Genomic DNA, 14,297 nt, shown 5'->3' on the forward strand with positions numbered 1-14,297 from the left:
TCGTCAAGCATATCTTGGCGAGGATTTTTTTATGAGCGTTATAAAGAAAGATCGAGTCAATCGGATTGCCCCCGTTTATTCTTTCTACCCCCCAATAAGAAGCCCATTTTTAAAAATATGCTGTCTAAGCAATTTTGATGCCCACGTTATTTTTCCAATTGAAATAATTTTGTCATATTTAAGCATTATTCTTAGCCAGATTTTATTAAAAAAATACGGCTAAACATTTGATCTACAAGTAAAGATGATCACCACAAGCCCTCCACAGAACCTCCATCTTGAACGATTAAAATCGCCAGCAATCCAAACCCTGATAATTTATTGACCGTGATTAATCGAATGTCAAAAAAATATCGAAATCATTGATCTACTGAAAAACCAGTAGTGGAGATCCTAATGAATATTCGAGCATTCATTCACAGCATCTACAACTCACTGATCACTAAAAAAACAGCATTGATGTTGAGTTCAGTTGTCGTCGCCGTCCTGATCGCTGTTTGGATTATCAATCCAAATGCAAAAGCATCCAGCCCTGCTAAAGCGACGGCAGATGAGCCCATGTTCACCCATAAAGGCGATCAAATCATTGTTGCCAAAGACTCCCCCCTTCAATCCAGACTCGTAGTTACTCCAGTTTCAGATGCTGCATCCTCGAATGTCATTACCGTGCCCGGCGTCGTTGAAGCAAATCCTGCATCGACAGTGAATATCTTATCCCCGCTAACGGGTCGCTTAGTTGCACTCCATGTCAAACTTGGCGATGTTGTTAAAAAAGGGCAAGTGCTTGCCGTGATCAGCTCACCAGATCTGGCACAAGCACAAACAGACGCCGTTAAAGCCAAAGATGCGCTGGATCTTGCTAATCGCACACTTGTCCGCGCAAAGGGCATCAATAGTATTGGGGCCAATGCAACTAAAGACATCGAAGCAGCAGAAAGTGGTCGTGTACAAGCGCAGGCCGAATACGAGCGTGCTCAAGCACGTCTGACGACGCTGGGGTCAAATACCCATGACAAAGGTAGTCAATCCGCGTTGCTCACTATTACTGCCCCCACTTCAGGTGCTGTAACCGCGTTGAATGTGGGTAGCGGTGCATATTTGAATGATAGTACGGCAGCACTGATGACCATTTCCAATCTGGATCGCATCTGGGTCAGTGCAAATATTCCTGAAGACCTCAGCGCAAATATCCGCCAAGGTCTGAGTGCAGATGTAACTTTACCCGCATATCCAGATCAGACTTTCCACGGCACGATTGACTCTGTCAGCGCCGTACTTGATGCAGATACTCGACGCTCCAAAGCACGAATCTCCTTTGCAAATACCGATGGAAAACTAAAACCCAATATGTTTGCGGCGGTCAAAATTGCTATCGCTGCACAAAAGCAATTGAGTGTTCCCCCATCTGCACTGCTGATGAACAATGATGACACAACTGTTTTTGTTGAAGTACAGCCAGGTGTTTATAAGCGCCGTGTCGTAGAACTGGGCGTGGAAGATGCCAATAGGGTGCAGATTCTGTCTGGACTCACAGCAGGTGACCGGATAGTGATCCGCGGTGGAGTCTTGCTGAATGATTAACCAACTGATTACACTTTTTTTTCGTAGACGTCATCTTGCTTGGGTGATTGCCATCCTTGTTACATGTTACGGTTACTACTCATGGAAAATGATGGCGGTTGAGGCTTATCCAGATATTAGTGATCTCACCGTTCAAGTGACGACACAAGTCCCTGGCCTTGCCGCTGAAGAAGTGGAGCAGCAGATCACAGCCCCACTAGAACGGGCGCTAAGTAATACACCGGGAGTGGTAACAATACGTTCAAGCAGTACTTTTGCGTTATCGCTAATCACGATGGTCTTCAATGGATCGGATAATTACTTTGTTCGTCAGCGTGTGCTGGAGCGCATTGCGGGCGTAACACTCCCCGCTGGTGTACAACCGGGACTGAACCCAGTAACCAGTCCTTCAGGTGAAATTTATCGCTATACCTTAGAGTCCGATTCCAAAAACCTGATGGAGCTATCTGAAATCCAGCGCTGGATTGTGATCCCAGGCTTCAAACAAGTTCCCGGCATTGCCGATGTTAATAACTTTGGTGGATTTACCAAGGAATTTCGACTCGAACTCGACCCCATCAAACTACAGCAATATGGCGTTGTTTTGAATGATGTCGTTAGTGCAATTAACAGCAATAGCGCCAATGCTGGCGGTGGTCGTATTGCGCGCGGTGAACAAAGCTATGTCGTACGCGGTATCGGTCAGATTCACTCGCTGGATGATCTGGGGACCGTCGCCGTCAAACAAAGTAATGGCACGCCAATTCTAATCAAAGATCTGGGTAAACTCAGCTTTGGTCACCAAGAACGTGAAGGGATCTTAGGCAAAGACCGCAATCCAGATACACTTGAAGGCATCGTGCTGATGCTGAAATCAGAGAATCCATCACGTGTACTTGAAGGGGTACACGCGAAAGTCGCTGAAATGCAAAAGCAACTCGCACCTATGGGCGTGAAAATTGTTCCCTATATCGATCGCGATGATTTAGTGGAGTTGACTGTACACAAAGTCGCTCATACTGTGATTGAAGGTGTGGGACTCGTGCTCATTGTTCTGATTCTCTTTCTAGGCAGCCCACGCAGCGCCATTGTTGCAGCGGTTGCCATTCCAGCCGCGTTGGTTGCCGTATTCATCATGATGAATCTGTCCAATATGCCAGCCAATCTCTTTTCACTTGGGGCCATCGATTTCGGGATTATCGTCGATGGCGCGATTGTGGTCATGGAGGCCGTGCTCAAGCGACGTGAAGAGCAGCCCAATGACGAATTAACCGAGCAAGATATTTTAGAAACGCTGAGTTATGTAGGGCGCCCGATCTTCTTTGCCACATTAATTATTATTACCGCGTATCTCCCTCTCTTTGCTTTTGAACGCGCAGAAGGCAAGCTTTTTACTCCGATGGCTTATACCGTCGGCTACGCATTACTTGGTGCATTAATTTGTGTCATTACTCTGATTCCAGGACTTGCATTTACCGCACTGCGCAAACCACGTAAAGTCTTTGTTAATCGTCCTTTAATCTGGCTCACTCGCCATTACCAACGCATTTTGGTCATTCTACTGGCCCGCCCGTCAATCACCTATGTAATTGCAGGCATTTCACTCATCGCAGTCGTCGCACTTGGCGCGACCACGGGAAAAGAGTTTCTTCCCGACATCGATGAAGGGGCGCTCTGGTTACAAGTGCAGCTCCCCTCTGGTATTTCTCTCGATAAATCCAGTGAAATGGCCACTGAGCTGCGCCGCACCCTGCTCAAATACCCAGAAGTTTCTTATGTGGTGACTCAGTTGGGGCGAAATGATGATGGCACAGACCCTTGGACGCCTTCACATATCGAAGCCCCCGTCGGATTAAAGCCCTATAACGAATGGCCCAGTGGCGAAACCAAAGCAGCATTTATCAATCAATTGAATGCTGATCTTAAAAAACTACCAGGATTTGATATTGGCATCAGTCAGCCGATCATCGATGGCGTGAACGATGCTGTTGGCGGTGCGCATAGTCCACTCGTGCTGCGTATTTACGGTCCAGATCTCAAAGAAAGCCGCCGAATTGGCAACCAAGTCGTTGATATTTTAGATACGATTCGTGGCACGGCTTCTGCCTCCCTATTTCAAGAACCTCCTATTCCTCAAGTCGTCATCAAGGTGGATCGTGCTGCGGCAGCTAGATTTGGCGTGAATGTCGCAGATATTATAGCCATCATTCAAACAGGTGTAGGCAGTGCGCCGATCATGCCCGTTTATGTCGACGATAAAATCTATAACGTCACGGTTGGCTTCCCTAAAGCCGATAAAAGCAGCCCTGCTTCACTGGGTAGCTTACTATTAAATAGCTCTACAGGTGCAAAGATCCCCCTGTCGCAAGTCACCACAATCAAGCTCCAGACTGGTGAGAGCACCATCTCTCATGAGCATGGAGAACGACAAATCACGGTTCGTATCGATAACCGAGGCCGTGACCTGACTTCATATCTAGCAGAGGCGCAAGCGCGCATTAATAAAGAAGTTAAGCTTGATTCCGCTCACTATCGCTTTGAATGGGCGGGACAATTCGAAAGCCAGCGCCGCGCTGAAAAGCGCCTCGCGTTTATCTTGGCTCTGGTATTGATCTTGATGGGTGCCCTGCTCTTTTTCCAATTTGGCAAGATTCGTCAGGCGTTGCTCATTCTCGGCATCGTACCGCTTGCTACTTTGGGCGGCTTGATTGCGCTTCACGTTACAGGTAACACTTTGAACGTGGCGAGCGCTGTTGGATTTATTGCACTGTTTGGCGTCTCGGTACAAAACGGCATCATCATGGTCGCTAACTTTAGACGGATTAAAGGTGAAGGCTTACCGCTAAGCGAGTCGGTTATTGTTGCCGCAACTGAGCGCCTACGCCCTGTCTTGATGACCGCTACTGTAGCGTCTATCGGTATGTTGCCTGCGGCACTGGCTACCGGTGTCGGTACGGATGTACAGCGCAATCTTGCAACCGTCGTGGTTGGTGGACTTATTGTCTCGACGTTGCTCACGTTGTTCATTTTGCCTGCATTTTATTATGCGATGGAGCATTTGTTCGAGAAAAGACAATGGAGTCTGCCAAGATTACGGAGGAACCGTTAATGGCTATCAACAATCCTTCGCCACGCCTCGGCTATTCCATCACATTGCTTGCGGCGGCACTGTCTTCTTTACAGCTCAGTGGCTGCGCTGTTGGGCCGAACTTTGTTCGTCCTTCGACAGCATTGCCCAGCACCTATACCGAAAAACAAATCGGCACCGCCCAACGCGATGGATCGCAGCAGTTGATCGAACATGATATCCCCGCCCAATGGTGGGAGGTATTTCATTCACCGGCTTTAAATCATCTGGTTACAGCAAGCCTTCAGCACAATCCCAGCATCGATGCCGCACAGGCCGCTCTGCGCGGAGCACAAGAAAATGTAAAAGCACAGCAAAGTGCTTACTTCCCCACTGTCGGGATAGCCTATTCAGGAGCGCGTCAGAAAACACCAGCAGTGCTCGCAAGCCCACTAGCGTCGAATAGCTATATCTACAACTTGCATACGGCTCAAGTCAACGTGTCCTATAACTTAGACTTGTTCGGTGCCAATCGTCGTCAAGTGGAGTCCTTGAAGGCTCAAGCTGAATCCGAGCAGTTTCAACTTGAAGCAACTTATCTGACGCTTACAAGCAACGTCGTTAATGCTGCGATCTTGGAGGCCATGCTGCGCGAGCAGATTCGGGTTACCGATGAAATCATCGGCAGTCAACAAAAGCTATTAGACATGGCTCATCGACAATTTGATCTGGGACAAATCTCAACGGCTGATGTTGCAACTCAGGAAGCCTCATTGGCATCGGCTCAAGCGACACTACCGCCACTGCAAAAACAATTAGCCATTCAACGCGACCTTTTGAAAACCCTAGCGGGTCAGTTTCCCAGTGAAACACTAGATGCCGAGTTCACTTTAAATCAGCTCGAATTGCCGCAGCAATTGCCTCTGAGCCTGCCCTCAACCTTAGTTGACCATCGCCCAGATGTCCGCGCAGCAGAAGCCGAGCTACATGCCGCCAGTGCAGATATTGGTGTTGCGATTGCAAACCGTTTGCCCAATATCACATTAGGCGTAAACTCCTATGGAACATCGGCCAGTCGTTTATCTGATCTGTTCAAATCAGCAACCGACTTCTGGACCCTTGCAGGGGGTATCACTCAGCCTTTATTTGACGCGGGGGCACTCAAACATAAACAGGGTGCAGCAGAAGCAGCTTATGACCTTGCCAAGGCACAATATCGTCAAACGGTTCTTGGAGCATTTCAAAATGTAGCGGATGTCCTCCAAGCCATTCAGGCAGATACAACTGGTCTACAGGCAGCCGAAAAATCAGTCAACGCGGCAAGTCGTAGTGCGGGGATAGCCAGACAACAATTCAAATTTGGCGATATTAGTGCTTTGACTTTACTCGTTATTGAGCAGAATGAACAACAAGCTAAGTTGAACTTGACACAGGCTAGAGCCAATCAACTCCAAGATACTGCTGCGTTGTTTCAAGCATTAGGGGGCGGCTGGTGGAACCGCACAGACTCACTTGCAAGTCATGTCCAAAAATGAAAATAATTGATGAATAAAGGAGACGCTTTAAATGGAAATTACACGACACGAAATGGGACCCCGCTTTAGTGAGATGACCGTCGCTCATGTTGGTACGGCCAATCTCATCTTTATTTCAGGTCAGGTTGCAGAAAATACATCGCTGGATGTTACAGGACAAACCCGTGAAATTTTGCGATTTATTGATCGCTTACTGGCACATGTCGGTGCGGATAAGACCCATATCACTGCTGTGCGTATTTATCTTGCTTCTGTTGGTGATTATGCAGCAATGAATTCAGTCTGGGATGATTGGGTCCCCCAAGGTCATACACCTGCACGCTCAACGCTAGGTGCAAAACTCATTGACCCTGAGTATAAAATTGAAATCGAAGTGACTGCCGTAGCGGATCGTATTGTGACCAACCATCAGGCAGATGCAAATTGTGAAAAAGACGATCATCACAACCATCATCATGCCCATTAAACATTATCTTTACTTAGATGATTTAGGAAGCTGGAAACTAAAGCCGACCGTATATGAATTGGCATCTTTGTTGAGCTCTAAATCTTTGCCGTAGGTGAGGTCCATTTGCATAAGATCAGGGATTACGCTCATACTGATCCCTGTATGGAGTTTTGGATTTATAGCAAGATGTCCAAAAAGCTCAGCAAACACCATCAGTCTCGAATTGATGTTGTATGACGTCCCTGCTCCCCAAGTCAGTCGGTTCCTCCCGCTGGCTTCCTCGCGGATAAAACCGACATTGACGTTCGAATTCCATACCTGACTGGATGAAGCGTAGCTGATCGGCACATAAGCATATTCTCCACCATTCTGCCTGTGGTCAGAACGTGCCAACCCAAAAGCAACTGCAATTCCGTACTGATGATCAATCTCCATAGAGCGCAGTACTGTTTTGCCTTGCAGGACATAACCGCGTTCCTCCCCATTCCCGCCTTGATGGCTCAACTGCGTATAGCCTGCAGTAACCTCAAAATTGCCCGTCGGATTACAGGCTGGCATAACAGACAGCATGTCAGACTCCTTGGTTCCTTGATACCAAGTCTCAAGCTGACAACTGTGTGGATCAGTGAGTGATGCATCGTCGGTAAAAAAGGGGCGCCCTGCCCACGCCGCAATGGACACGCAGGACAACATTAATAACCAAACTATTTTCATCATTTTTTATACTCAGGAAAAGGCAGGAGCGCTTTTGTTCAGATCACTCGGCCTTCCATAATTAAAGGGAGACTAAATCCCTCCCAGTCATCTTTATAGTTATCGTGAAACTATTATCGCCATAAATCCTATAGATTATGCCGCTGATTTGATGAAGATTAAATGAATCGATTTTAAAACCCAATCCATTGGTATGATCTTTTATATAAAAACTCCCATTAAAACCAGCACCAACAGACTGTTTTTTTTCGGTATCATGGCACGAGCCCTTTATCGTAAAACTGATCATCCTCATGTCCGAACAAGAAAGCCTGCAACAAGACGCCATCATTGAACCCAGTAGCGACTTTGCATCCCACACCCCGATGATGCAGCAATATCTCAAAATGAAACGTGAACATGCACATGCACTCTTGTTTTATCGCATGGGCGATTTTTATGAATTGTTCTTTTCCGATGCCCATCGCGCAGCCAAACTGCTCGGCATTACCCTCACCCATCGAGGCAAATCGGGTGGCGAACCAATTCCCATGGCGGGGGTTCCATACCATGCGGCTGAAGGTTACTTGGCACGATTGGTAAAAGCCGGCGAAACCGTCGCCATTTGCGAGCAAGTGGGTGAAGTCACGGGTAAAGGCCCTGTAGAACGTAAAGTCGTTCGTGTGCTTACTGCTGGAACATTAACGGATGAAGCTCTAATGCCCAGCCATCGCGCAGTGCGTATGGCTGCGCTTTGTCTACAAAAAAATCGGATCGGCATTGCCGTACTTGAACTAGCGGCTGGCACGCTTACTGTGCAGGAGCTTGGATTTGATCAAACGCGCCTCGCCATTGAATTGGCTCGCATTGCACCCGCAGAACTATTGATTGACGAAAATACTGTTTCTGAGAGTCATGGCTTAAAAGATAAAATCAGCTTTGATGAACTAAAGTCTCTTGCAAACTCATCCACAAATACGGCAACGATTACGCGTCGACCCAACGTTGATTTTGATCTTAAAAATGCCAATGACACACTCTGCCGACAATTTGGTGTCAGCACCTTATCTGGATTTGGGGTAGATCACTTACCGCTTGCACAGGCAGCCGCTGCAGCACTACTCCACTACGCCCGCGAAACCCAGCAAAGTAATCTGCCGCATATCCGCAGCCTACGTTTAGAGTCCATGGACTCCTTTATCGCACTGGATCCGGTCACACGGCGTAATCTGGAAATTGTGGACCCCTTATTCGAAAATGGGACATCGCTACTTGCACTGGTTGATGACTGTCAGACGGCTATGGGCAGTCGCTTACTTGCCCGCACACTTATGCAGCCACTGCGGGATACCAAAATACTTGATTCGCGGCTAGACGCAATTGCACGTTTAAAAAATGGCTTTCATGATGAACCGATTCGGATCGTACTCAAAAATATCGGTGATGTGGAGCGTATCCTAGGCCGCATTGCCCTAGGCACCGCCCGTCCACGAGACTTAGTGCAACTCCGGCAAACCTGTGGTCAGCTTCCACTCCTCCACCATGCCTTAAAGCCTGCACTTCAAGGTAAAGGCTGGGAGCAACTGGATGACAAAAGCCTACTGGATGACCTCGCCAGTCAACTTGGACAGTTCAGCGAAGTCTATGATTTACTGACCAGAGCCATCCACGACCAACCGCCCGTGCTCTTGCGAGAAGGTGGGGTGATTGCAGATGGTTTCGATGCCGAACTTGATGAACTGCGCCAGATTCGCGATCATGCCAGCCAATATCTGCTCGATATGGAAACACGTGAACGTGCCGCAACGGGGATCAACACTCTAAAAATCGGTTATAACCGGGTCAGTGGCTACTTTATTGAGCTCACACGTGCACAAGCCGAATCTGCACCAGCACATTTTATTCGTAGACAAACCCTAAAAAATGCAGAGCGCTATATCACCCCAGAGCTTAAAACCTTTGAAGATAAAGTACTCTCCAGTGATTCACGTGCCCTGATTCGTGAAAAAGTCTTGTTTGAACAAATTCTTGATTATTTAAAACAACAGCTTGCCCCCTTACAAATGATGAGCTCCGCCATCGCTGACTTTGACGTACTCAGCAACTGGGCAAATCAAGCACGCTTGCGAAGCTGGGCACGCCCGACATTTACAGCTGAATCGGTGATTGATATTGAAGGTGGACGACATCCTGTCGTTGAAGCGCTTAGTCGTGCGCCGTTCACACCCAATGATGTGTTTTTAAGCCAGCAGAATCGTTTAATTCTCATTACTGGCCCGAATATGGGCGGTAAGTCGACCTACATGCGTCAAACTGCTTTGATTGCCCTACTGGCCTACTCTGGCAGCTATGTCCCTGCAAGCAAAGCCGTATTAGGACCCATCGATCGTATCTTTACCCGCATTGGTTCTGCCGATGACTTATCTAGCGGCAAATCCACCTTTATGGTTGAAATGACCGAAACTGCTCAAATCTTGCATCATGCTACTAGTCAGTCACTGGTGCTCATGGATGAAGTAGGACGTGGTACCAGCACCTATGACGGTTTATCCCTCGCTTGGGCATGCGTTTTAGACTTAGCAAAACGAATTAACTGTTTATGTCTTTTTGCGACGCACTACTTTGAACTCACTGAACTTGGCGAACAAGCTGGTATTGAAAACCGCCATGTCGCAGCGCGAGAAATTAATGGTGAACTGATCCTCTTGCACCAAGTCCAAGATGGCGCAGCCAGTAAGAGTCATGGGTTACAAGTCGCTAAACTTGCTGGAATTCCCGCTCCAGTTATCAAAGAAGCACGTGGGCGTCTCCGTGCACTTGAGCGCCAGCAAGCGTTGCATTTGGGTCAAAACGATTTATTTGATCAAATAGAAGAACCCTTCATCGCTTATGAGAAAAATGAAGATCTAAATCAGCAAAATAATATTTCACCCGAAAACACTCAGGTTTTGGATGAAATTGATGCCTTAAATGTAGATAATCTCACTCCTAAACAGGCGCTTGATATCTTATATCAGCTAAAGGAATTGGTATCGACTGCTAAAAAAGATTAAACTACTGCACATCCGATGAACCCACCGTTTTGATTCACGTTCCAAGTTTGGCGTGTGCAACGGTTTTAAGACCCATTTTTGACTTTTAGGTAGCCAGCCGCCATGACCTTTGTTGTCACCGAAAACTGTATCAAATGTAAATACCAAGACTGTGTTGAAGTCTGCCCAGTAGATTGCTTCTATGAAGGTCCAAACTTTCTGGTCATCAATCCTGATGAATGTATTGACTGTGCACTTTGTGAACCAGAATGCCCTGCCAATGCGATTTTCTCTGAAGATGAGTTGCCTAAAGGTCAAGAAAAGTTCCTCGAACTCAATACTGAACTTTCAGCAATCTGGCCAAACATCACTCAAATCGGTGAACGTCCTGCGGACGCTGCTGAATGGGATGGCAAACCGAATAAATTGGCACTGCTTGAGCGCTAATACTTAGACTCGCTAATAAAGTCTTTTAGCCAATGCTCGCTTAGGCTTGTTCTATAAAAACCGATCACCTTCTATGAAGTGGTCGGTTTTTTTATGAGCATTCCATGAGGAATTTTTACAATTTCTGACATAGTTGACGCCTTGATCAAGCAATTTATCCGAGTATTGATCGCAATTCTGCTAAGCTCAAACCATTGAATAAACAATGTAAACAGCTCAGGAAGGCCCATACATGTTAAATCCCTCTACCTACAACAAACCTAAAATTATTTTTTTCTCAGTCATTGCTGTGATCATACTGATGGTCATCTGGGGCTGCTTCTATACCGTGACTTCAGGACAACGCGCATTAGTCTTGCGCTTTGGGCAAGTACAAGAAGTAGTGTCGGATGGGCTTCACTTTAAACTCCCATTTGTTGAGCGAATCATTTTGGTCGATGTCCGAACCCAAAAAGCTCACTCACCCGCCAGTGCAGGCACTAAAGATCTGCAAACGGTCACAACTGAAGTCGCGCTCAACTACCATTTAAACGCGAATGCATTGCAGGACACATACAGTCGGATTGGCTTGGATGTCGAAGATAAAGTTATCGAACCCCGTATCCAAGAAATCGTCAAAGCCGTGATTGCCCGCTTTTCCGCAGAAGAACTGCTGACACGTCGAGATGCCGTAAAAGGTGAGATTGCTGCTGGCCTACGCAATGCCTTGGCAACCTATAATATCAATGTTGAAGATATTCAGATTACCAACTTTAAGTTTTCTCGAGCATTTGATGAAGCGATTGAAGCCAAACAAACTGCAGAACAAAATGCGCTAAAAGCCAAAAATGACCTTGATCGTATCAAGGTTGAGGCTGAGCAGAAAATTACCATGGCGCAAGCAGAAGCCGAGACCATTCGCATTCAAGCACAGGCCATTAAGGAACAGGGCGGTGAAGAGTATGTGAAAATGAAAGCTATTGAAAAATGGAATGGGACTTTACCGCAATACACAGGCGGCGGTGCAATGCCGTTTATCAGTATTCCTGTACAGAAGTAATATACGATATGAGAACCCGTCTATATCAAGGAAGGGTTCTCTGTGATTATGATTAGAAAGATAGAATTAACGAACTTGACCTGACAGCAAACGCCACAAGCTTCGTTTTTTTAATGGCGCTTGTAATAACTCGTCAAGAGACGGTAAACGTTCCAGATGTTCTGGAATAATGCTATCCGGCAACTCTCCCATAAGCCCTACGCGCCGATCTGTACCAAATCGTGTCAGGAACCCCATCAAGGCAGCTTGGGCACCGACATTATGCTGCCAGCGCGTGCCTTCAGCCAAAGGCCAATCTAAACGAAAAGCTTCCGAGCTACTTGAACTGTCGGCACGCTGAAATGCTTGATTGATGTTTTGCCACAAGGTACGACGATCAGGATGATTCAATGCTTGCACTGAAACCAGTACGACCCACTCCCCAATCACGCGCGCCTCTAAACTAAAACGCAGCACCTGCTCGACATGAACGGCCTCACTCGCAGCGATGGTTTGTGCAAAGGGCTGACGGGTTGGTTTTTCTGGGGTCGTCACTTTAATTTGAGGTGTGTTGGATGTCTGAAGCAATGACTCAGTACGGGCAATATGTGCTGATGCAGTCGCTTGTATCGACTGAATTGGCTTTGCTTCGGGAGTAGAAGATATAGGCTGGGACGCTATGGCTATACTTTGCGTCTTAGCTAAGATAACAGGCTGGACAGGGTCGATATGATTTTGTTCATTGGATACCCCAATCGCATCATCACCCCGTTTCCCCCAAAGCGACATGGCGGTGATGCTCTGAATGGATTCAGTACGTTCAGCCCATACAGAAATACCCAGTGCAGCAAGAACTGCCCGGGTATGTGCTTGACGATGCATCGGTGACACGGACAACTACATCACCTCATCAGTTTGCGGATTGGCTTTGCCTTGGGTAGCTAACCAATTCAGTGCATCAAGATAAGCTTTGGCACTGGCAATCACGATATCGGTATCAGCCCCTTGACCCGTAACGATACGTCCTTGCTGGTTCAAGCGCACGGCCACCTCGCCTTGGCTGTCAGTACCACTGGTAATGGCATTGACTGAATAAAGCTCGAGCAAAGCACCAGATTTGGCAACCACTTCAATCGCTTTAAAAGTGGCGTCCACAGGACCTGAACCACTGGCACTGACAGGGTGGATTTTGCCATCAACATTGAGTACCAAATGCGCGCGCGGTACTTGACCTGTCTTACTGGTCACTTCCAGCTCTTCTAACACATAACGATTGACGACATCGTCACCCTGATGACCACTGACCAGTGCGTGTAGATCTTCATCGAAGATTTCACTCTTGCGATCCGCTAGCTCTTTAAAGCGAACAAATAATGCGTTAAGAGCCTCATCAGAGTCTGGTGTAATGCCTAAAGCTTCTAAGCGTGAACGGAACGCAGCGCGACCAGACAATTTGCCTAAAGTCAGCTTATTCGCATTCCAGCCAACATCCTCAGCACGCATAATTTCATATGTTTCACGATGCTTCAGAATCCCGTCTTGATGAATCCCGGACTCATGTGCAAACGCATTGGCACCCACGATTGCTTTATTCGGCTGTACCACGTAACCCGTAATTGCGGAAACCAGACGAGATGAAGGCACAATTTCTTCGGTCCGGATATTGGTCGTCACATTGTATAAATCTTTACGGACACGGGTCGCCATCACCACTTCTTCAAGAGCAGCGTTACCCGCCCGCTCACCCAGCCCATTGATGGTACATTCGACCTGACGCGCACCCGCTTGCACCGCAGCCAAGGAATTCGCAACAGCCATACCCAAGTCATTATGGCAATGCGTAGACCAAATAACGCTATTGGCATTTGGGACACGTGCTATCAATTGCTCAAATCGCTGGGCATACAACGCAGGGTTTGAATAACCCACGGTGTCTGGAACGTTGATGGTTTTTGCACCGGCACGAATCACTTCATCGAAAATACGAACCAAGAAATCTATTTCAGAGCGTACGGCGTCTTCTGCAGAAAACTCAACATCATCGGTGAATTCGAGTGCGGTTTTAACCGCCCGCACAGCAGCTTCCACAACTTGATCTTCATTCATTCGCAATTTGTATTGCATATGAATCGGGCTGGTTGCAATAAATGTATGCACCCGCCCCCGTTTCGCATGGCGAATCGCATCACCAGCACGACGTATGTCTTTATCATTGGCGCGTGCAAGAGAACAAATGGTTGAGTTTTGGATAATGCTTGAAATCGTCGAGATAGAATCAAAATCACCTTCACTTGCAGCTGCAAATCCTGCCTCAATGACATCGACTCCCAGTTTTTCTAACTGGCGTGCAATACGAATTTTTTCTTCTTTGGTCATCGATGCGCCAGGGCTTTGCTCACCATCGCGTAATGTGGTATCAAAAATAATGAGTTGGCTAGGTGGATTAATGATTGAGCTACTCATAAAGCAATTCCTAAACTTAAAATAATCTAACTGC

10 protein-coding genes are annotated in these 14,297 nt (G+C 47.1%); 7 read left to right on the top strand and 3 right to left on the bottom strand.

From position 1 onward, the window contains the following. Window positions 1-396: 396 nt before the first annotated feature. From HYN46_RS09910 to HYN46_RS09925, 4 genes are read left to right on the top strand one after another with little or no spacing between them, the layout of a single operon-like run. Window positions 397-1,581: an efflux RND transporter periplasmic adaptor subunit gene (locus tag HYN46_RS09910; protein ID WP_114899235.1), complete on the top strand. Its 1,185-nt coding sequence runs from the start codon at window positions 397-399 to the stop codon at window positions 1,579-1,581. Then, complete coding sequence (locus tag HYN46_RS09915; protein ID WP_114899236.1) at window positions 1,574-4,669, top strand: efflux RND transporter permease subunit; 3,096 nt, start codon at window positions 1,574-1,576, stop codon at window positions 4,667-4,669. The genes HYN46_RS09910 and HYN46_RS09915 overlap by 8 nt, the downstream gene beginning before the upstream one ends. Then, window positions 4,669-6,162: an efflux transporter outer membrane subunit gene (locus tag HYN46_RS09920; RefSeq protein ID WP_114899237.1), complete on the top strand. Its 1,494-nt coding sequence runs from the start codon at window positions 4,669-4,671 to the stop codon at window positions 6,160-6,162. Before HYN46_RS09915 ends, HYN46_RS09920 begins: the two co-directional genes overlap by 1 nt. A 31-nt stretch (window positions 6,163-6,193) precedes the next feature. Continuing rightward, window positions 6,194-6,628 (top strand): RidA family protein, encoded by a 435-nt coding sequence (locus HYN46_RS09925; RefSeq protein ID WP_114899238.1) that lies wholly within the window; start codon window positions 6,194-6,196, stop codon window positions 6,626-6,628. Between the two features lie 9 nt (window positions 6,629-6,637). Here HYN46_RS09925 and HYN46_RS09930 read toward each other — a convergent pair whose 3' ends face one another. Continuing rightward, complete coding sequence (locus tag HYN46_RS09930; RefSeq protein ID WP_114899239.1) at window positions 6,638-7,327, bottom strand: porin; 690 nt, start codon at window positions 7,325-7,327, stop codon at window positions 6,638-6,640. A 290-nt stretch (window positions 7,328-7,617) separates the two neighbouring features. On the opposite strand from HYN46_RS09930, the gene mutS reads away from it, so the two are divergent. From mutS to HYN46_RS09950, 3 genes are all read left to right on the top strand, one after another. Then, window positions 7,618-10,356 (top strand): DNA mismatch repair protein MutS, encoded by a 2,739-nt coding sequence (gene mutS / locus HYN46_RS09940; protein WP_114899241.1) that lies wholly within the window; start codon window positions 7,618-7,620, stop codon window positions 10,354-10,356. 102 nt (window positions 10,357-10,458) lie between these two features. After that, window positions 10,459-10,782, top strand: coding sequence for a ferredoxin FdxA (gene fdxA / locus HYN46_RS09945; protein WP_114899242.1), 324 nt, complete (start codon window positions 10,459-10,461; stop codon window positions 10,780-10,782). A 232-nt stretch (window positions 10,783-11,014) separates the two neighbouring features. After that, window positions 11,015-11,821 (top strand): prohibitin family protein, encoded by an 807-nt coding sequence (locus HYN46_RS09950; RefSeq protein ID WP_114899243.1) that lies wholly within the window; start codon window positions 11,015-11,017, stop codon window positions 11,819-11,821. Window positions 11,822-11,887: 66 nt separating this feature from the next. Here HYN46_RS09950 and HYN46_RS09955 read toward each other — a convergent pair whose 3' ends face one another. Next, window positions 11,888-12,697 (bottom strand): hypothetical protein, encoded by an 810-nt coding sequence (locus HYN46_RS09955; protein WP_162818149.1) that lies wholly within the window; start codon window positions 12,695-12,697, stop codon window positions 11,888-11,890. Beyond that, the gene (locus HYN46_RS09960) at window positions 12,698-14,263 is read right to left on the bottom strand and encodes a 2-isopropylmalate synthase (protein WP_114899245.1); all 1,566 of its coding nucleotides are present in this window, start codon (window positions 14,261-14,263) and stop codon (window positions 12,698-12,700) included. Window positions 14,264-14,297: the final 34 nt, after the last annotated feature.

Source organism: Aquirhabdus parva (assembly GCF_003351745.1).
Classification (GTDB): domain Bacteria; phylum Pseudomonadota; class Gammaproteobacteria; order Pseudomonadales; family Moraxellaceae; genus Aquirhabdus; species Aquirhabdus parva.